This is a genomic window from Aeromonas sp. Prich7-2, assembly GCF_017939255.1.
Lineage (GTDB): Bacteria > Pseudomonadota > Gammaproteobacteria > Enterobacterales > Aeromonadaceae > Aeromonas > Aeromonas caviae.
The window spans coordinates 26,086-44,330 of the sequence record NZ_JAGKRI010000146.1; the positions used below are offsets into that span (position 1 = coordinate 26,086).

At 57.5% G+C, this 18,245-nt stretch carries 16 protein-coding genes, 3 tRNA genes and 2 pseudogenes; 17 read left to right on the forward strand and 4 right to left on the reverse strand.

Annotation, left to right across the window (positions count from 1 at the left end; genetic code table 11):
• Nucleotides 1-99: 99 nt before the first annotated feature.
• Nucleotides 100-594: a DUF2062 domain-containing protein gene (locus J9892_RS18430; protein ID WP_210538669.1), complete on the reverse strand. Its 495-nt coding sequence runs from the start codon at nucleotides 592-594 to the stop codon at nucleotides 100-102.
• Nucleotides 588-1,106, reverse strand: a complete 519-nt coding sequence (locus tag J9892_RS18435) for a DUF2062 domain-containing protein (RefSeq protein ID WP_039040274.1) — start codon at nucleotides 1,104-1,106, stop codon at nucleotides 588-590. The genes J9892_RS18430 and J9892_RS18435 overlap by 7 nt, the downstream gene beginning before the upstream one ends.
• Nucleotides 1,107-1,134: 28 nt before the next feature.
• Here J9892_RS18435 and J9892_RS18440 point away from each other — a divergent pair, with 28 nt between their 5' ends.
• The 17 genes from J9892_RS18440 (at nucleotide 1,135) to J9892_RS18520 (ending at nucleotide 17,911) form a co-directional block, all read left to right on the forward strand.
• Nucleotides 1,135-3,363, forward strand: coding sequence for a DNA internalization-related competence protein ComEC/Rec2 (locus J9892_RS18440; RefSeq protein WP_080560536.1), 2,229 nt, complete (start codon nucleotides 1,135-1,137; stop codon nucleotides 3,361-3,363).
• Between the two features lie 134 nt (nucleotides 3,364-3,497).
• Nucleotides 3,498-5,267 carry a lipid A ABC transporter ATP-binding protein/permease MsbA gene (gene msbA, locus J9892_RS18445; protein ID WP_010675235.1) on the forward strand — a complete coding sequence of 590 codons (1,770 nt, stop codon included), beginning with the start codon at nucleotides 3,498-3,500 and terminating at the stop codon, nucleotides 5,265-5,267.
• Nucleotides 5,267-6,265 carry a tetraacyldisaccharide 4'-kinase gene (gene lpxK, locus J9892_RS18450; protein ID WP_010675234.1) on the forward strand — a complete coding sequence of 333 codons (999 nt, stop codon included), beginning with the start codon at nucleotides 5,267-5,269 and terminating at the stop codon, nucleotides 6,263-6,265. Before msbA ends, lpxK begins: the two co-directional genes overlap by 1 nt.
• Before the next feature lie 112 nt (nucleotides 6,266-6,377).
• Complete coding sequence (locus tag J9892_RS18455) at nucleotides 6,378-6,575, forward strand: Trm112 family protein (protein ID WP_010675233.1); 198 nt, start codon at nucleotides 6,378-6,380, stop codon at nucleotides 6,573-6,575.
• Nucleotides 6,572-7,351 carry a 3-deoxy-manno-octulosonate cytidylyltransferase gene (gene kdsB / locus J9892_RS18460; RefSeq protein WP_010675232.1) on the forward strand — a complete coding sequence of 260 codons (780 nt, stop codon included), beginning with the start codon at nucleotides 6,572-6,574 and terminating at the stop codon, nucleotides 7,349-7,351. The genes J9892_RS18455 and kdsB overlap by 4 nt, the downstream gene beginning before the upstream one ends.
• A 210-nt stretch (nucleotides 7,352-7,561) precedes the next feature.
• Entirely contained in the window at nucleotides 7,562-8,206 is a 645-nt protein-coding gene (gene uvrY / locus J9892_RS18465) for a UvrY/SirA/GacA family response regulator transcription factor (protein ID WP_010675231.1), read from the forward strand.
• A 110-nt stretch (nucleotides 8,207-8,316) separates the two neighbouring features.
• Nucleotides 8,317-10,170 (forward strand): excinuclease ABC subunit UvrC, encoded by a 1,854-nt coding sequence (gene uvrC / locus J9892_RS18470; protein WP_124814087.1) that lies wholly within the window; start codon nucleotides 8,317-8,319, stop codon nucleotides 10,168-10,170.
• A gap of 213 nt (nucleotides 10,171-10,383) precedes the next feature.
• A complete protein-coding gene (gene pgsA / locus J9892_RS18475) occupies nucleotides 10,384-10,938 on the forward strand; it encodes a CDP-diacylglycerol--glycerol-3-phosphate 3-phosphatidyltransferase (protein ID WP_010675229.1) in 555 nt (184 codons plus the stop codon).
• A 179-nt stretch (nucleotides 10,939-11,117) separates the two neighbouring features.
• Nucleotides 11,118-11,193 (forward strand) — tRNA-Gly (locus J9892_RS18480).
• Nucleotides 11,194-11,227: 34 nt separating this feature from the next.
• Nucleotides 11,228-11,301, forward strand: a tRNA-Cys gene (locus J9892_RS18485).
• Between the two features lie 41 nt (nucleotides 11,302-11,342).
• A tRNA-Leu gene (locus J9892_RS18490) sits at nucleotides 11,343-11,429 on the forward strand.
• A 350-nt stretch (nucleotides 11,430-11,779) separates the two neighbouring features.
• On the forward strand, nucleotides 11,780-12,985 hold the full coding sequence (locus tag J9892_RS18495; protein WP_210538670.1) for a site-specific integrase: 1,206 nt from the start codon (nucleotides 11,780-11,782) through the stop codon (nucleotides 12,983-12,985).
• 149 nt (nucleotides 12,986-13,134) lie between these two features.
• Nucleotides 13,135-13,491 (forward strand): hypothetical protein, encoded by a 357-nt coding sequence (locus tag J9892_RS18500; RefSeq protein ID WP_182925705.1) that lies wholly within the window; start codon nucleotides 13,135-13,137, stop codon nucleotides 13,489-13,491.
• A complete protein-coding gene (locus J9892_RS18505) occupies nucleotides 13,484-13,786 on the forward strand; it encodes a DUF1232 domain-containing protein (RefSeq protein WP_025201450.1) in 303 nt (100 codons plus the stop codon). The genes J9892_RS18500 and J9892_RS18505 overlap by 8 nt, the downstream gene beginning before the upstream one ends.
• Nucleotides 13,787-13,908: 122 nt before the next feature.
• Nucleotides 13,909-14,514 carry a hypothetical protein gene (locus J9892_RS18510; RefSeq protein ID WP_182925704.1) on the forward strand — a complete coding sequence of 202 codons (606 nt, stop codon included), beginning with the start codon at nucleotides 13,909-13,911 and terminating at the stop codon, nucleotides 14,512-14,514.
• A 62-nt stretch (nucleotides 14,515-14,576) separates the two neighbouring features.
• Nucleotides 14,577-14,996, forward strand: a complete 420-nt coding sequence (locus J9892_RS18515) for a DUF2787 family protein (RefSeq protein ID WP_182925703.1) — start codon at nucleotides 14,577-14,579, stop codon at nucleotides 14,994-14,996.
• Between the two features lie 587 nt (nucleotides 14,997-15,583).
• The gene (locus J9892_RS18520; protein ID WP_210538671.1) at nucleotides 15,584-17,911 is read left to right on the forward strand and encodes a hypothetical protein; all 2,328 of its coding nucleotides are present in this window, start codon (nucleotides 15,584-15,586) and stop codon (nucleotides 17,909-17,911) included.
• 78 nt (nucleotides 17,912-17,989) lie between these two features.
• Here the strand turns inward: J9892_RS18520 and J9892_RS18525 are convergent.
• Nucleotides 17,990-18,100: pseudogene (locus J9892_RS18525) on the reverse strand (IS481 family transposase); the annotation flags it as partial.
• A 20-nt stretch (nucleotides 18,101-18,120) separates the two neighbouring features.
• A pseudogene (locus J9892_RS18530) lies at nucleotides 18,121-18,245 on the reverse strand (ISAs1 family transposase); the annotation flags it as partial.

The following is an 18,245-nucleotide window of genomic DNA, read 5'->3' on the forward strand; positions in this document are numbered from 1 at the left end:
CGAATGGGGGTCGAAAAACAACGGGTTACAAGGAGTGTGGTGGCAGAGGCAGACGATGGCAAGGCACGCCACCCGAGACAAGGACGGCGTGCTGGCAACCTAGCGGGGGCGGGTCAGCTTGCCCAGTTGTAACAGCAGCAGGGTGAGCAAGGCGCCGACGGCGGCGCTCAGCACCGCCAGCAGCAGGCTGCCGAGCAGGAAGGGGGGCACCAGGGTGGCTGCCTCCTGCTCCAGCCAGTGCTGGGACCAGGTGAGATGGAAGGGGGCTGGCGTCTCGTTCAGCACCAGGCAACCGGTACGATAGGCGTAGAGGTACATGAAGGGGAGCGTCAGCGGGTTGTTGAACCAGACCGCCAAGAGGGCCAGCGGCAGGTTGAAGCTGAACGCCAGCACCAGGGCGACGGCCACCAGGGAGTGCATGGGCATGGGGATCCAGCTGGCGAACAGCCCGGCCGCCACGGCGCCACAGAGGGCCCGCGTTCCCCCTTGCCAGAGGGCGGGGGTCAGCAGTCGCTCGCCAAAGAGGGCGAACCACTTCTGTTGGCGCAGGGTATCGGGGTCAATCTTGAAGCGGGCCAACCAGCGATTCAGCATGGGCGAGCCACCTTGCGTTTTTGCCACTGGCGCACCGTGCTCAGGCGCCAGCCCGCGCGAACCAGGAGATAGCCGACGAGGGCGCTCAGCAGAGCAAGCACCAGGGAGCCCAGCAAGAGCGGCGGGGCCACCGTCTCGAACACCGACACCAGCCAGGCCCAGGTGAAGGTGATCTCGATGTGCTGGGAGGGTTGCCCCAGCAACTGGCAGCCCACCAGATAGGCGCCATAAAAAAGCGGTGGCATGGTCAGGGGGTTGGAGAGCCAGACCAGGGCCACCGAGAGGGGCAGGTTGACCCGGCAGGCGATGGCGCCGCCAGCGGCCAGCAGCATCTGGCAGGGGAGGGGCACCCAGGCCATGAAGAGGCCGACCGCACAGGCACCGGCGGCGGAGCGCCGGTTGAGATGCCAGAGATTGGCATCCAGCAGCAGCTTGCCAAAGAGTCGCAAGTGTTTGTGTTCCTTGAGGGTCGCCGGGTCGGGTAGCCAGCGCTGTATGATTCGTTTGGGCATGTTCTGAACCTTGCTAAATACTTGCTCCATGGATCTGCGTCTGTTGTCGTTTGCCCTGGGGGCAAGCTCCTCACTGCTTTGGCCATGGCTGCCTTCATGGGAATGGGGTGGCCTGATGCTGCTGCTCGCGCTCCCCCTCGCCGGTGGTCGTTGCTGGCGGCTGCTGTTTCTGCTGCTCGGCATCCTCTGGATGCAGGTGAATTTGCACTACCGGCTTGCCTGGCTGGATCAGCTTGGCAAAAAAACGAGCCACATCATAACCGCACACGTGCAAAGTACGGAGTCTTCGGGAGAGAAAGAGGGGGATAAATTTGCGCGCCTGCTGCTGCGCCTCGACACCCTGGACGATCGCCCCCTCATCGTGCCACCCCTGGTGCGGGTCAATGCCTATCAGGTGTTGCCGCCGTTGCCTGCCGGCAGCCGCGTCACCCTGGTGACCTCTCTCAAGCCGGCCCATGGCCTGGCCAACGAAGCGGGGATGGATGGGCGGCGCCTGCTCCTTGGCAAGGGGATCACCGCCACCGGCAACCTGCGCCGGGTCATCGCCCTGGATGCCGTGCCCCCAGGTGTGCGCGATCGCTGGCTGGCGGCGGCGAGTCGCGCCTGGGAGGGGATGGCGCAGGCCCCCCTGCTGGCGGCCCTCACCTTCGGGGAACAGGGAGGGATCACGGATGCCCAGTGGGAACTCTTTCGCGGCAGCGGCCTGACCCACATCATCGCCATCTCGGGCCAGCATATTGCTCTGGTAGCGGTGCTCGGCTGGTGGCTCGGGCGGCTGTTCGGGCTGCGCGGGGCTATCTGCGTGTCACTCCTGTTCGCGGCCACCTACAGCTGGCTGGCGGGGTTTGCGGTGGCCACCGAGCGTGCCCTCATCATGGTGCTGGTGTGGAGCCTGCTGCGCTGGCTAAAGCGGGACTGGCCGAGCCACCGGATCTGGCTGTGGGCCTTTGTGGTGCTGACATTGTGGGACCCTTTCGCCCTCTATTCGGCGGGGTTCTGGCTCTCTTTTCTGGCGGTGGCCCTGCTGTTGCTGGCGAGCCTGTTGCACGATCGCCCCGGCCTGGTGCGGCTGCAACTTCTGCTGCTGCTCGGATTGCTGCCCCTGCAACTGCTGCTGTTCGAGGGGATGGCGCCCCTGGCGTTTCTGCTCAATCTGCTGGCACTGCCGCTGTTCTGCCTTGTCATCATTCCCCTGGCGCTCATCGGCGTGCTGGTGGCGCCCCTCTCCACGTTGCTGGCCCACGGCCTGCTCTGGGTCTCCGCCTTCGGCCTGGAGTGGGTGCTGTGGGGGCTCACGCAGCTGGCGGATCGCCTGCAGCTCTGGTGGCCGGTGCCCGGTTGGCTGATGCCCGCCAGCGCCCTGCTGATCCTGCTGTGGACGGGATGGCACCTGCCGGGAGGGCGCGCCCTGGGGGGGCCAGTGGCGGCGGCCATGCTGCTCGCCCTCTGGCCTGCTCCCGCTTCCTGGCAGGTGAGGGTGCTGGACGTGGGGCAGGGGCTCTCGGTGCTCGTCACCCGGGGGGAGCGGGCCATCCTGTTTGATACCGGGGATCGCTACCCCGGGGGCTACAACATGGCGGATGCGGCCATCCTGCCCCTGCTCAACCGGCTTGGCATCCGGGTGATCGACACCCTGATCATCAGCCACAGAGACAGGGATCACGCGGGCAACCGGCAGGCTCTGCTGCAGAGCATGGCGGTACGCCGGGAGCTCTCCTCCTTCCCCTTTACACCGGCTACCCAGGCCTGCCGCCGAGGTCAGCAGTGGCACTGGCAGGGGCTGGATGTGCGGGTGCTCTGGCCCCTGGCAGCCGGGGCAGGGCGCAACAACGACAGTTGCGTGGTGCAGCTGGACGACGGGCGCCATCGGCTGCTGCTGAGCGGCGACATCGAGCAGCAGGCGGAGCGCCGCCTGCTGGCGCAGGCGCTGGAGGAGGGGGAGGGCGCGGGGCTGGCCAGCACCCTGCTGGTGAGCCCGCATCATGGCAGTCGCACCTCCTCCACGGCCCCCTTCGTGGCGGCGGTGAAACCTGCCTTCGTGGTGCACAGCGCAGGCTTCATGAACCAGTGGGGCTTTCCCCGCCCCGAGGTGGTGGCGCGATACCAGGGGGCGCGGCAGTGGGTCACGGGGGAGGCGGGCGCCATCCTGATCGAGCCGGGGGACGCGGGGCTCAGGATCCGGGCCGAGCGGGAGCAGGGGCCCTGGTACAGGCGTGGCGGCCCCTGGTGGCAGCCGCAGGTATGGGGAAGGGAGTGAGGATCCGGTGAGCCAGCCCGGCAAGGGGCGGCCTTCATTTGTGACCCGGGTTGTAGCCATCGCGCCAGCGGCGCTTGGTGTAGCTCCAAGGTTTGGCTAGAATAGCCCGTCATTTCCCTTATTAACGGCTATTCATGCAACAAGAAACCTCACAAGAGAGCTGGACCGTCTTCAAGCGCCTGCTCGGTTATGTCCGGGATCGCAAGCTGGGTCTGGTGGGCGGCATCATTGGCATGCTGGGTTACGCGGCCGTGGATACCACCTTCGTCTACTCCATCAAACCGCTTATCGATCAGGGGCTCAACGGCAACGACAGCAGCGTGCTCAAGTGGATGCCCTTCTTCGTCCTCGGCATCGTGGCTCTGCGCGGCTGCGCCGCCTTCCTCTCCAACTACTGCATGGCCTGGGTCGGCAACCACGTGGTGATGCGCCTGCAGCAGCAGGTGTTCAGCCACCTGATGGCCATGCCCATGAGCTTCTTCGACCGCCAGAACACCGGCAACCTGCTCTCCAAGGTGACCTATGACGCCGGTCAGGTGTCGTCCGCCGCGAGCTCGACCCTGGTCTCCCTGGTGCGGGAAGGGGCCACTGTCATCGGCCTGCTGGGCCTGATGTTCTGGCACTCCTGGCAGTTGTCGGTGATCTTCCTGGTGGTGGGGCCCCTGGTCGGGATCCTCATCAGCATCATCAGCCGACGTTTTCGCAAGATAAGCCGCCACATCCAGCAGGCGGTGGGTGACATCACCACCTCCACCGAGCAGATGCTCAAGGGGCACAAAGAGGTGCTGATGTTCGGGGGTCAGGAGGTGGAGGACAAGCGCTTCTACCAGGTGAGCAACCGGATGCGCCAGCAGACCATGAAGATGGTCGCCGCCGACGCCATCGGCAGCCCCATCGTCCAGATGGTGGCCTCCGTGGCTCTTGCGGTCTTCCTCTACGTCGCCACCATCGACAGCGTCAAGGCGACCCTGACTGCGGGCACCTTCACCGTCATGGTCACCTCCATGATGATGCTGCTCAAGCCGCTGAAAAGCCTGACCGACGTGAACAACCAGTTCCAGCGCGGCATCACCGCCTGCCAGAGCCTGTTCGGTCTGCTGGACTCCACCCCGGAGCAGGACACCGGCACCCGCACCCTGGAACGTGCCCGAGGTGAAATCGAGTTTCGCAACGTCACCTTCACCTACCCGACCAAGGAGACACCAGCGCTGCGCAACATCAGCTTCAAGGTGGAGGCAGGCAAATCGGTGGCCCTGGTGGGGCGTTCCGGTTCCGGCAAGAGCACCATCGCGAGCCTCCTGACCCGCTTCTATGACATCGAAGAGGGGGAAATTCTGCTGGATGGCGTCAACATCCGCGAATACCGCCTGAGCGAGCTGCGCAAGCAGTACGCCCTGGTCTCCCAGCACGTGCATCTGTTCAACGACTCCGTGGCCAACAACATCGCCTACGCGGCGGAAGAGAAGTACAGCCGCGACGAGATCAAGCAGGCGGCCCGCATCGCCCATGCGGACGACTTCGTCAGCAAGATGCCGGAAGGCTATGACACCGTCATCGGCGAGAACGGCGCCTCCCTCTCCGGCGGCCAGCGCCAGCGCATCGCCATCGCCCGCGCCCTGCTGCGGGACTCCCCGGTGCTGCTGCTGGACGAAGCCACCTCGGCCCTGGACACCGAGTCCGAGCGCCACATCCAGGCGGCCATCGACGAGCTGTGCAAGGCGCGCACTTCCCTCGTGATCGCCCACCGCCTCTCCACCATCGAGAAGGCGGACGAGATCCTGGTGATCGACGAAGGACACATCGTCGAGCGCGGCAACCACCAAACCCTGATGGACATGCATGGTACTTATGCCCAGCTGCGGGCCATTCAGTTTGGTAATACAGCCACGGGTAACAAGGGCTGATGCTGGCCAGACTCTGGTACGGGAACAGCCTCTGGCGCTGGGGGCTGGCCCCCTTCGCCCTGCTGTTTGCCCTCATCAGCGGCGTCCGCCGTCTGGGGTATCGCCGGGGCTGGTTCAGCGCCTATCGGGCCACCCTGCCGGTGGTGGTGGTGGGCAATCTCTCGGTGGGGGGCAACGGCAAGACCCCGGTGGTGGTCTGGCTGGTGGAACAACTCCAGGCCCGGGGCTGGCGCCCGGGCGTGGTGAGCCGCGGCTATGGCGGCAAGGCGCCCCATTACCCCTATCGACTGGATGAGAGCAGTACCCCGGCCGAGGCCGGGGATGAGCCCGTGCTCATCGCCAGACGCTGCGGCTGCCCCGTGGCGGTGGCCCCCAGACGGGCCGATGCTGTGCGGTTGCTGGAGCAAAGCGGTGAGGTGGACATCATCGTCACCGACGACGGCCTGCAGCACTATGCCCTGGCCCGTGACATCGAACTGGTGGTGGTGGACGGTGCGCGCCGCTTTGGCAATGGCTGTCTGCTGCCCATGGGGCCGCTGCGCGAGCCCACGACCCGCCTCAAGCGGGTGGACGCCATCATCTGCAACGGCGGCGAACCCGCCCGTGGCGAATACGCCATGCGCCTGGTGCCGGATACCCTGCGCCGGGTGTGCGATGATGCGCCTCTCACGGCCCCCCTCTCGGGGCCGGTGGATGCCCTGGCAGGCATCGGCCATCCCCCCCGTTTCTTCGCCACCCTGACCGCCCTTGGTTACGAGCTGGTGCAGAGTGTCGGCTACGGGGATCACCAGGCGTTCGACGCCGCCGAGCTGCTGGCCCGCTTCGGCCAGCGCCCCTTGCTGATGACCGAGAAGGATGCGGTCAAGTGCCGCCCCTTCGCCCCGGACAACTGGTGGTATCTGCCGGTCAGCGCCGAGCTGCCCGATGCCCTGGGGGAGGCGCTGCTGCGCACCCTGGGCCCGCAGCCCGGAAGAGGGAACGGGCACCAGGCGCCCTGACGGGGTGCCACCGGATTGGAACAGACGGCCAGCGCCCGGACTCGGGGGCTGGCCCTGCACATTGACATGCCAGGCAAGATCGCCTGTGGGAAATCGTTAAAGGAGTTTCGTTGTGGCACTGGATATTAAATTGCTCGACATCATCGCCTGCCCGGTCTGCAAGGGGAAACTGCACTATCAAGCGCACGCCGAGGGCCCTCAGGAGCTCATCTGCCGTTTCGACAGACTGGCCTATCCCCTGGAGGAGGGGATCCCGGTGCTGCTGGAGAACCGGGCCCGTCACCTGGCGCTGGAAGAGCTGAAGCCATGAGTTTCGTCGTCGTCATTCCTGCCCGTTACGCCTCCACCCGGCTGCCGGGCAAGCCGCTGGCCGACATTCACGGCAAGCCCATGGTGCAGCACGTGGTGGAGAAGGCCCTGCAATCGGGTGCCGATCGGGTGATCGTCGCCACCGATGACGAGCGGGTGCAGCAGGTCCTGGCCCCCTTTGCCGCCGCTGCCGGGTTCGAGGTGTGCATGACCTCACCGGATCACCAGTCCGGCACCGAGCGTCTGGCCGAGGTGTGCCGTCACTACGGCTTTGCCGCCGATACCATCATCGTCAACGTGCAGGGGGACGAGCCCCTCATTCCCCCCGTCATTATCCGCCAGGTGGCGGACAACCTGGCCGCGGCCAGCGCGCCCATGGCGACGCTGTCGGTGCCGATCAGGGATGCCGAAGAGGCGTTCAATCCCAATGCCGTCAAGGTGGTGACCGACCGGGAGGGGTATGCCCTCTATTTCAGTCGCGCCAGCATCCCCTGGGATCGGGACCGCTTTGCGGCCAGCGATCGCGTTGCGGGGAGCCGCGAGCAGATTGGCGATCACTACCAACGCCACATCGGCATCTACGCCTATCGCGCCGGCTTCATCCAGCGTTACGTGGACTGGGCACCGAGCGTGCTCGAGCAGGTCGAAGCCCTGGAGCAGCTGCGGGTGCTCTGGTACGGGGAGAAGATCCACGTGGCCCAGGCGCTGCAAGCCCCGCCGGTGGGGGTGGACACCCAGGCCGATCTCGACAAGGTGCGAGCACTGCTGGCCGGTTGAGGCTGGCGGAACGGCTTTGATGCAATACGGCGCCCCAGGGCGCCGTTTTTTAATTGATTCTTTGTATAATAATTTGATTTAAAACGGATTTTACGAGCAATTTCAAACTTTTCCCGCCCATGGTTTGCCAAATCATCGAGTTTGGTTATGATGCAAGACGCCGTGTTAACCCTAACTGGCATATAACGAGATAAAAAACGGGGTGTTTGGGTGATTAATGTATTCCTGGTCGATGATCATGAGTTGGTGCGTACAGGGATAAGACGCATTTTGGAAGACGTCCGCGGGATCAAGGTGGTGGGCGAGGCGCAGAGCGGGGAAACCGCGGTGGCCTTCTGTCGGCAACATCACCCCGATGTGATCCTGATGGACATGAACATGCCGGGCATCGGCGGTCTGGAAGCGACCCGCAAGATCCTGCGGATCCGCCCCGATGTACGCATCATAGTGCTGACCATTCATTCAGAAAATCCGTTCCCCACCAAGGTGATGCAGGCGGGCGCCGCCGGGTACCTCACCAAGGGGGCCGCGCCGGACGAGATGATCCACGCCATTCGCCTGGTCCACTCCGGTCAGCGTTACATCTCCCCGGAGATCGCCCAGCAGATGGCCCTGAGCCAGTTCGCCTCCGCCGACGAGAACCCCTTCAAGTCCCTCTCCGAGCGGGAGCTGCAGATCATGATGATGATCACCAAGGGGCAGAAGGTGACCGACATCTCCGAGCAGCTCAACCTGAGCCCGAAGACGGTCAACAGCTACCGCTACCGCCTGTTCAGCAAGCTGGGGATCAACGGTGACGTGGAGCTGACCCATCTGGCCATTCGTTATGGCATGCTGGATGCCGATACCCTGTAACGGGGGCGTGTGGACACCAAAGGCGGCACCGGCCGCCTTTTGCTTTTTGCAGGCTGTGGGCAGTATGCTCTCCCCGTCTTTTTGCATTCATCCGTTGAGTCGAGTTGCCGATGACCCTCTCTCCCGAGCCCCATTTTGACAGCAAGGCGTTTCTGAGCGCCGTCACCCACCAGAGCGGTGTCTACCGCATGTACGACAGCGGCGGCACCGTCATCTACGTGGGCAAGGCCAAGGATCTCAAGAAACGGCTCGCCTCCTACTTTCGGGCCAACGTCGACAGCATCAAGACCCGCACCCTGGTGCGCCAGATTGCCGATGTGCAGGTAACGGTCACGCACACCGAGACCGAGGCGCTGATCCTCGAGCACAACCTCATCAAGCAGTACCAGCCCCGCTACAACGTGCTGCTGCGGGATGACAAGTCCTACCCCTGGATCATCATCACCGACCATCGGCACCCGCGCATCGGCGTCCATCGCGGCGTCCGCAAGGTGAAGGGGGAGTATTTCGGCCCTTACCCCTCCGGCGGCGCGGTACGCGAGAGCCTGCACCTGATGCAGAAGATCTTCCCGGTGCGCCAGTGCGAGGATGCGGTCTATGCCAACCGTACCCGCCCCTGCCTGCTCTACCAGCTCAAGCGCTGCGCCGGCCCCTGCGTGGCGGGGCTGGTGAGCGAGGCCGAGTATGCCCAGCAGGTGGCGCTGGCCAAGCTGTTCCTCGCGGGCAAGAACCAGCAGGTGATCGGCGAACTGGTGGGCAAGATGGAGTCCGCCAGCGGCGATCTGCGCTTCGAGGAGGCGGCCCGCTACCGGGATCAGATCCAGGCCCTGCGCCGGGTCACCGAGCAGCAGTCTGTGAGCGGCAACGTGCTGGACGAGCTCGACGTGGTGGGGGTGGCCTTCGAGCAGGGGACCGCCTGCATCCACGTGCTCTTCATCCGCCAGGGCAAGGTGCTGGGATCGCGCAGCTACTTCCCGAAAGTGCCGGCCGATACCCAGCTTGACGAGGTGGTGCAATCCTTCCTGCTGCAGTTCTATCTGTCGGGGCAGGGGGGACGGCAGATCCCGAGCGAGGTACTGCTGGACGTGGCGCTGGAGGATGAGAGCGTCATCGCCGACACCCTGAGCCAGACCGCCGGCTACAAGGTGCGGGTGGTGAGCCGGACGCGCAGCGAACGGGCCCGCTTCATCAAGCTTGCCTCCATCAACGCCCAGACTGCGCTGCGCTCGCGCCTCGCCCACAAGAGCACCATCACCGCCCGTTACGATCAGCTGGAGGAGCTGCTGGAGCTCGAAAGCCCCATCGCCCGCATGGAGTGCTTCGATATCTCCCACACCATGGGGGAGCGCACTGTGGCCTCCTGCGTGGTGTTCAACCGGGAGGGGCCGCTCTCCTCGGAATACCGCCGCTTCAACATCGACGGTATCACCGGCGGGGATGACTATGCCGCCATGGAGCAGGCGCTGGAGCGTCGCTTTGGCAAGCAGCAGGAGCCGGACAAGGTGCCGGATGTGCTGTTCATCGACGGCGGTCTCGGCCAGTTGCGCCGCGCGGAGGAGATCCTGGCGCGCCAGCTGGAGTTTCTCGGCGGCAAATATCCGCTGTTGGTGGGCATCGCCAAGGGGGTGACGCGCAAGGCGGGGCTGGAGACCCTGATCCTGGGGGACAGCCACGAAGAGCTGCACCTGCCGGCAGATATGCCCGCCTTGCACCTCATCCAGCACATTCGCGACGAATCCCACCGCTTTGCCATCACGGGCCACCGGGCCAGGCGGGCAAAGGCCCGCACTACCAGTACCCTGGAAGAGATTCCCGGGGTGGGGCCGAAACGGCGGCAGGCGCTGCTCAAATACCTGGGGGGTTTGCAGGAGGTGAAAAAAGCCGGGGTGGACGAGCTCGCCAAGGTGCCCGGCATCAGCCAGGAGCTGGCCCAGTCCATTCACGACGCCCTGCACTCGCTCTAGCGCTGCCTTTGGTGTGAAGGAGGTCACGCCAGGGGGCATCAGGGCGTGCCGCCTGCGCACAAGAGCCGTGACGCAGGGGGCTCCCAAATGCCATAATGACCGGCATCCTGAGGTTATTGATGGATTAATGGACCAAGGCGGGCGCCAGTTCGGTTGCATCCGCGATCGGCTTGGGGCTACCATGTAGCGGCATACAAGAAGTGGCTGAAAATAATGACAAATATTCCTAACCTGCTGACGTTCTTTCGGATTTTGCTCATCCCCGTCTTCGTCATCCTGTTCTACCTTCCCTATCAGTGGTCCTACATGGCGGCGGCCATCGTCTTTATCCTGGCGGCCGCAACCGACTGGTTTGACGGCTATCTTGCCCGCAAGCTGAACCAGTCCACCGCCTTTGGCGCCTTCCTCGATCCGGTGGCCGACAAGATCATGGTGGCGGCGGCCCTGGTGGTCATCGTCGAGCACTACAACACCGTCTGGGTCACCATCCCCGCCATGACCATGATTGGCCGGGAGATCATCATCTCCGCCCTGCGTGAATGGATGGCCGAGCTTGGCAAGCGCTCCTCGGTGGCGGTCAGCTGGATTGGCAAATGGAAGACCATGATCCAGATGGTGTCGCTCACCGGTCTCATCTGGCAGTACGACATCTGGATGGTGTGGCTCGCCTATGTGCTGCTCTACGTGGCCACCGTGCTCACCTTCTGGTCCATGTTCCAGTACATGAAGGCTGCCTGGGGCGATCTCAGCTACCACTCCCGGTTCTAGTCCAAACGGGAAGATGGCCGTTTCTCTGCCACTGGCGCCGAGAAACGGCCATGAGCTGCAAAAGTGTGGGAAAAGGGTAAAAAACACCCGAACGATCAGCGTATTAAATGTTTTTGGTTGACTGGGCGGGGAACATCGCTAGAATGCGTTCTCACAGTCAGGCAGTCAGCCAGACCGATGCGGGAATAGCTCAGTTGGTAGAGCACGACCTTGCCAAGGTCGGGGTCGCGAGTTCGAGTCTCGTTTCCCGCTCCAAATTCAGACAATAGAGAGTTTCTCTCTTTTGCATGGCGCGTTAGCAAAGCGGTTATGCAGCGGATTGCAAATCCGTTTAGTCCGGTTCGACTCCGGAACGTGCCTCCATATTGACAAGCCCGCCACGCGAGCTTGATACCGATTGCGGTGCCCGAGTGGTGAAATCGGTAGACACAAGGGATTTAAAATCCCTCGACGTTCGCGTCGTGCCGGTTCGATTCCGGCCTCGGGCACCATTAAAATTGAAGAAAAAAGCCTTATAGATTAAACAGATACGACGCTTCATTGCGTCGTTTTTGTTTCTGCTCCCCAGCGTTTCCCCTCTCTCACTTTTCCTTTCTTGTCCATTTCTTGTCTAAGCGACTTACTACTTCCTGCAATTCGTTGCGAACAACCTGCTCAGTCTTCCAACATAGCCAAGGACGTTTGGTAGGCTACTGCTCCGGACTTTTCCGGGGTCTGTTTCTGGTGCTGAAGCAAGTGCCGCTCACCGTTACCCTTTCGTCTTCACCCCTCCCAAACCCGCATTGAATCCTCTTTGAAACAGATATTAATCCCATGATCTAACCCATCATCGGAGGTATCTATGCAGACCAAATTTCGCTTTACCAATGCAGCCATCAAGGCTTTGCCCGCACAACAACGAGAGGCTGGCGCTACTGAACTGGAGTTCTCAGATACAGAGGTCATTGGCTTAAAACTCTTGTCAGGAAAAAGCCAGGGCAGTAAGCGTTTCCTACTGCGCTATACCCTCCAGGGTAAGAAGCGCAGCATCGCCCTGGGGCGATTCGGCGATATCGATGTGAGCCAAGCCAGGACCATTGCCCGCAAGTACAAGGCGATGTTGGCAGACGGTATCGACCCGGTAGCAGAGCGGGATAGCTACAAAACTGAGCCCACCCTTTCGGAGTTCTTCTGGCAGACCTTTTTGCCGCACCTCAAGACCATCGGCAAACGATCGATCAACAGCGACATTCAGCGGTTTAAACACAACATCGAACCACGCTTTGGGGCCATGCGTTACCGACAGCTCAAGGCGATGGATGTCCTGCAGTTGCAATCGGAGATGGTTCACCCCAACAACCCTCAGCAGACGGCCTACGCACCGAGTACCGCCAACCGTGTGCTGGCCCAGTTAAAGACCATGGGCAGCTATGCGGTGCGCTGGGGCATTCTGGACACCAACGAGGCGGCCAAGATCAAGCTGTTGAAGGAGGACAATGCCAGGACGCGTTTCCTATCGATTGAAGAGATGAAACGGGTCATTGAGGTGGCATTGCAGGATCGTAATCAAGCTGCAGGCAGCTTCATCGCGATGCTCTATCTGACGGGGGCAAGAAAATCAGAGGTGTTACTCGCTAAATGGGAGCATGTGAACTGGGAGGATAAGACGCTGTTCGTACCCCTGACCAAGAATGGCAAGAGCCGGATCATTTACCTGAGCACATTGGCTATCGATATTCTGGAGAAGCTCCCCAGAATAGCCGGTAATCCCTATGTGTTCGCGAGTCAGCACATTCGCTGTCAGGGCAAGCCCATCGGTGAACCAAGGTGCGCCTATGAGAGGGTGTTGCAGAAAGCCGGTATCGAAAACCTTGATGAGGTCTGCTTCCATACGGCTCGCCATTCGGTCGCCAGCGCCTTGGTCTCTTCCGGTCAATACAGCCTGTATGACGTCAAGGCACAACTGGCCCACGCCAGCATTCAATCCTCCCAGCGGTATGCAAAGCTGACTTCTGAGCGCAGTCGCAATATCAGCGAAGGTCTCTCGTCTATGATCCAGGCGGAGTGACCGAAAAGGTATTGTTTATAAACAGATATTAATAACCAGACAGCGCTGTTACATAGGCTGTTGGTCCACATTTCACAGTTCCCAGGCCCTTAAGTTCATCTGAGCTTAAGGGCCTTTTTATTGGAGAGAAAAACACGATGAAAACTTGTATGGAATGGCCGGATGAGACATTGCTCGCGGCCTACCCGGCACTCCATGTCTCGGTCATGGAGCAAATTATCGAGCCCTTTTCATCAGTAGAGGAGGCGAGGGCATTCTGGGTCGAGACCGGGTGCAGTCTGGTCATTATCGAGCAGGGGGATTCGGTCAGCGAATTTCAGGTTTTACCGCAGCATACCCAGAATCAGGTGATGTTCGGTTTGCGTTACCCGGAGCAAGAACTCTCCATATCCGAAGATTGGCGTCTGCTGCTGGCCATCCTCAACGATGAGGGGGCGGGGATTTACCTGCTGATCCACTCAGATGCACCGCTGAACACCACCCTGGAGGCGATGAACCATGAGTAATCCCAGCCATAGCGACATCATGCGCAAGTTAAAAGAGATCAAGGGGATTAAGGAGCTGTTGGAAAAGGCCGTGCTCTTGTATGTCCTGCTCACGGATGGCGATCTGCCGGTCTGGTGCTATGCGCTCATCATCGGTGCGCTGGCTTATCTGGTAAATCCGTTCGACGTGGTACCAGATCCCATTCCATTTGCCGGTTATCTGGATGATTTATCGGTCATCACCTCGGCATTAGCCGCACTGCCGGTTAAGTCACACCACCGTCAATCCGCGAAAGACCGAATGAGATCACTGTGACAGTGATGGAGCCGGTCCTGTCACGCTATCGCGTTTTCTATGACCCTTTATCTATGACCCATCTACCGATGATCTGGAGATCGCAATCTCCGGTTATCTAACGACGTTGTAAGGAAACTATCATGGCAAGACCCCGTAAACACCGCGTTGAAGAGACCCCTAAACCTGCCAGCACCACGCCAGCCGACGAGAGCCCTCTCACATCCGGAGCAAGCGGCTGCGCCGAGCCTCTTTCGCCAGCCCTTGCGGCTGACGCCGACAAGGCCAGGCCGGGACCCGGCGACACCGCAGACTCCGTGCCCGGCGGCCCTGCACCCATACACACCTTGCTCAACCATACCGCCGAGAAACTCAGTGCACGATCAGAAGGGCTAATTTTCTATGCCATCGGGCGTCATGAAGAGAGTGGCGAGCTGTTCCTGAAAATTACAGGCAATCAGGGTGGGGGTCTGCATAGCAAGGAGTGGATTGCGCTGTCGGCCATTGACGATGTGTTGCGCTCCTTGCCCGCAGACAAGCCGTTTAAATCCAGCATTATGAAGCGACTGTTTAATGGGGGCAGCGCCAATAACGCCGGATTCTTATCAGCCATTCTGCGTTCGGATGGGCTGAAGTTGATCCAGAAGGCAGACGGCAATCCGATGCTGCACGAACTGGTGCCTGATTACCTTGAGCGCTTGGGTTCGCTAACTGATGAGCTCTGCACCGTAGCCCCTACCATCGAATAACCCCTGCATAGCGCTCACCTGTCCAAGGGTGAGCCCCCCCAAACAACCAATCTGAGGTGATTATGACGATCCCATTTGCGGGCGATTTTGCCCTGCCTGTCAGTCAGGCATTGATGAGTATTCTGGATCAGGAACTAGTTAGATCTGGAATGGTGCTGAAGGGAAAATCCAGTCTGGTCTTCAACTTCCGAGACTCGGATTACGGCCCGGTTCGTGGCGGGTTTCATCCAGTAGAGATCCGGCTGCTAAAGCGTAGAGACCGGTGGCAATTCGATTACGTGACGGACTTTAGCTATCAGGGGCCGGAGGAAATGGCCGAGCTGGTCAAGGAGATAGACTTCAACTTTTTGAGCGAAGAATACTACCTGCTCCGTTACGGCCAAATGGGACCAGAGTCGGCTAGGGAGCTCTATACGATGTGGGAGTCGAACTTCGTCAGTTACTACCAGATGGGCGTGTTTACCGTCTCAGTGGCTGCGTAACCGTCTCACTGGACAGGAGAGGAACAGGAACCAGCGGCGGTTCGGCACTGGCAGTGCTGCTGCTGTGTTTACCTTTCCATGCAAGGCAAGGAGCCATGGACTAACCCAACTCGAAACTGGTCAGCGGCTCAGTAGGTTAGTCCATCCTTCGTCTGTTTCAGATGTCCCTCTCAGCCACCATCCCCCCCAAAACAAGTATCCCCCGGCCCGTGGCTGGGAGGCTTGTTTTTTTGTCATCGGCGAGGAGGGAGAAAGACAGATTATGTGTGTATCCCCAATGGGGTTATTCCACCTTGCGTTATTTTAATTAAATATCAATAGGTTATGGTGTTTTTCTATTCCGCAGCAGGGATGGTTTGCGCAGTTAGACCCTGAACATCTTTGCCCCCTGAACATCGGTAATCAAGAAAGTTTGAGCAACTACTCATAGTGTGATATTCGCAAATGTTCATCAACTCAATGAGGTGATAAGGTAGGACTCTTACGCATCATGAGTTAGTGTTTTCCACAATCGGAAGTCTGAGCAATTAGGCTTGGGCTAATTGTAAGCCAACAATAAGAAAATACAGATCAGAGGAAGATACAGAATGGGTGACATTGTTGGGTTTTATGCTTATGCATCTACACCGGCTCAGATAGGGCAATGTATAGATCAGGCAGTTGAAGACTACAATCGTTCTCAGTCGAAGATAGAGGTCAAGACTTGGAAACAACTGGACATTGTTGGTCATTTCATATCTACAGAGGTTTTGAGAGGTATTGATGAGGCTGACTTTCTTATTGCTGATATTACAACTCTAAATTTTAATGTAACTTACGAGATAGGCTATGCAATAGGCAGTGCGAAAAGAGTGCTGCTGACGAAAAATAAAAGCATTGAAGCTATGGGAGTAACAATAGAAGAAGTCGGAATATTTGATACACTTGGTTTTTGTGAATACCAAAACTCATATGAGTTAAAGCGACTTATACTTGAGGCTTCAAAAAAAGCACCTCTGGAAATACAAGAAAAGCATAATCGCAAAGCACCAATTTATTTGCTAGAAACACCCTTTAAAACAGATTGGTCTGGGCGCATAGTTTCCAGAATTAAGAAGTCAGGCTACATTTTTAGAAACTTTGATCCTAATGAGCAACCAAGACTTTCAGCATACGATGCAATAAACCAAGTCGGATCGTCATACGGTGTCATCGTCCCGTTACTATCAAAGATATCTGCTGGTAGTGATAGTCACAATATGAGAGCAGCATTCATAGCTGGTTTAGCAGAGGGTATGCAGAAAGCAATTTGCATTTTACAAAACGGTGATGATCCAGTCCCACTTGATTATCGTGACTTTGTAAATGTCACTTATCATCCGGACGAAATAAATGATTTTATAGCAGAGTTTGCTAGTAATGTGGCACGGGCTTTCCAAGTACAAACAGAAGAACATATTCAGCCAGAACGTTCTTTCTTGAAAAAGTTGAACTTAGGCTCATCATCTGCTGAAAATGAAATGCGAGACTTAAATTCGTATTACTTAGAAACAGATCAATACTTAAAAGCGTTAAGAGGTGAAGCCCACTTAGTGATAGGTAGGAAAGGCTCAGGGAAATCTGCAATATTTCTACAGATTAGAGATATAGAAAGAGAAAGAAATCGAAGTTTAAATATTGTCTTGGATTTAAAACCTGACGGATATAAGTTGATAAAGTTTAAAGAAAGGATATTGTCTTTCTTAGAGGAGGGGACGTATCTACACACAATTACAGCTTTTTGGGAGTATGTTTTACTTCTGGAAATTTGTTATAAGGTTTTAGAAAAAGACAAAAAAAGACATATCCATGATCACACCTTGTATGATGGATATAGACGTTTATCTCAAATTTACAATGTTGAGGAATATGATTCTGATGGTGATTTTTCAGAGCGAATGTCGGGGCTTATGGAAAAAATTTACTCAGAATATGAGTCTTTACATTCGGGTGAAACAAAAGTAAGTCTATCTGCCTCACAGGTTACTGAGCTTCTTTATAAACATGACGTGAAATCATTAAGACAAGAGTTGCTGTCTTATATGGAGAACAAGGGTACGTTATGGTTATTGTTTGATAACATAGATAATGGCTGGCCCACATCTGGTTTAGAGCATAATGATCTTTTAATGATACGTGCCCTGATTGATGCGACTAGAAAAATTGAGAGGGTCTTTGGTAAAAAAGATCTTGATGTAAAAACTGCAGTATTCCTTAGGAATGACGTCTATGAATTGTTGGTTAAGGAAACGGCGGACAGGGGAAAAGAAGCTAGTGTCCTTCTAGACTGGACTGATCCTGATCTATTAAGGGAGATGGTTAGATTGCGCATAGTCGCAAATGGGTTAGATAATAACACTAAGTTTTCTGATGCTTGGTTAAAAGTTATTGTTAGTCACTATAAAGGTGAGGAAACATCGCAGTATTTGATTGAAAGATCTCTGATGAGACCTCGTTTTTTACTTAATTTGATTAATCATTGCAAAAGCTTTGCTATTAATTTGAATCATGATCTCATTTGTGAGTCAGATATTGATAAAGGTCTATCTGCATATTCTTCAGACCTGCTCAGGGATATAGGCTATGAGCTAAGGGACGTAGCGGCAGATACAGAGAATATTCTTTATTCATTCATCGGGTGTAAGTCAGAACTCAGCGAAGACGAGGTCATAATAATGATCTCAAGCAGTGAGGATAATGATGGGAAGGCAAGAAGAATTTTTAGTTTGTTGCTTTGGTATGGATTTTTAGGAATCAAGATTAATGATGATGAACCTAAGTTCATATACGATTTCTCTTATAATAAAGAGCTTATGGATGGCGTAAAAAACAGGTCCAAGTCGTGTACAATATGCATTAATCAAGCATTTTGGCCTGCGTTGATGATCAATTCATAAAATATTTTCATGGGAAATAGTGGACAGAATGTACAGATCTAGTTATCACCTGACACCGGCCTCAAACCGGTGTCTTGTTTACGCTACTTTAGTGCGCACTTCCTTCGGTATCAATTTCAGACCCTTCTTGAACATGCTGTAAGGCGTCTGTCCCTCCATCATCCTGCCCTGATGTGGCCGCTGGGTGTTCAGGGCTGACGCATCAGTGTTTATACTTTGAACAACCCCATACATTCGAACAAATATTGTTCATTCAGACAGCAGAGCCTGCGCTTGTTGGCCATGCTTAGATTACGTGATTTGTTTTGCTTCAGCATGTTCAGTATCCACTGCC

Bases quoted from the DNA above. Each gene is read 5' to 3' on its own strand.
- J9892_RS18510 (WP_182925704.1), top strand. From the start codon at position 13,909: ATGGCAAGACCCCGTAAACACCGCGTTGAAGAGACCCCTAAACCTGCC.
- J9892_RS18520 (WP_210538671.1), top strand. From the start codon at position 15,584: ATGGGTGACATTGTTGGGTTTTATGCTTATGCATCTACACCGGCTCAG.
- J9892_RS18500 (WP_182925705.1), top strand. From the start codon at position 13,135: ATGGAATGGCCGGATGAGACATTGCTCGCGGCCTACCCGGCACTCCAT.
- lpxK (WP_010675234.1), top strand. From the start codon at position 5,267: ATGCTGGCCAGACTCTGGTACGGGAACAGCCTCTGGCGCTGGGGGCTG.
- J9892_RS18515 (WP_182925703.1), top strand. From the start codon at position 14,577: ATGACGATCCCATTTGCGGGCGATTTTGCCCTGCCTGTCAGTCAGGCA.
- kdsB (WP_010675232.1), top strand. From the start codon at position 6,572: ATGAGTTTCGTCGTCGTCATTCCTGCCCGTTACGCCTCCACCCGGCTG.
- J9892_RS18505 (WP_025201450.1), top strand. From the start codon at position 13,484: ATGAGTAATCCCAGCCATAGCGACATCATGCGCAAGTTAAAAGAGATC.
- uvrC (WP_124814087.1), top strand. From the start codon at position 8,317: ATGACCCTCTCTCCCGAGCCCCATTTTGACAGCAAGGCGTTTCTGAGC.
- msbA (WP_010675235.1), top strand. From the start codon at position 3,498: ATGCAACAAGAAACCTCACAAGAGAGCTGGACCGTCTTCAAGCGCCTG.
- J9892_RS18435 (WP_039040274.1), bottom strand. From the start codon at position 1,106: ATGCCCAAACGAATCATACAGCGCTGGCTACCCGACCCGGCGACCCTC.
- J9892_RS18440 (WP_080560536.1), top strand. From the start codon at position 1,135: ATGGATCTGCGTCTGTTGTCGTTTGCCCTGGGGGCAAGCTCCTCACTG.
- J9892_RS18495 (WP_210538670.1), top strand. From the start codon at position 11,780: ATGCAGACCAAATTTCGCTTTACCAATGCAGCCATCAAGGCTTTGCCC.
- pgsA (WP_010675229.1), top strand. From the start codon at position 10,384: ATGACAAATATTCCTAACCTGCTGACGTTCTTTCGGATTTTGCTCATC.
- J9892_RS18430 (WP_210538669.1), bottom strand. From the start codon at position 594: ATGCTGAATCGCTGGTTGGCCCGCTTCAAGATTGACCCCGATACCCTG.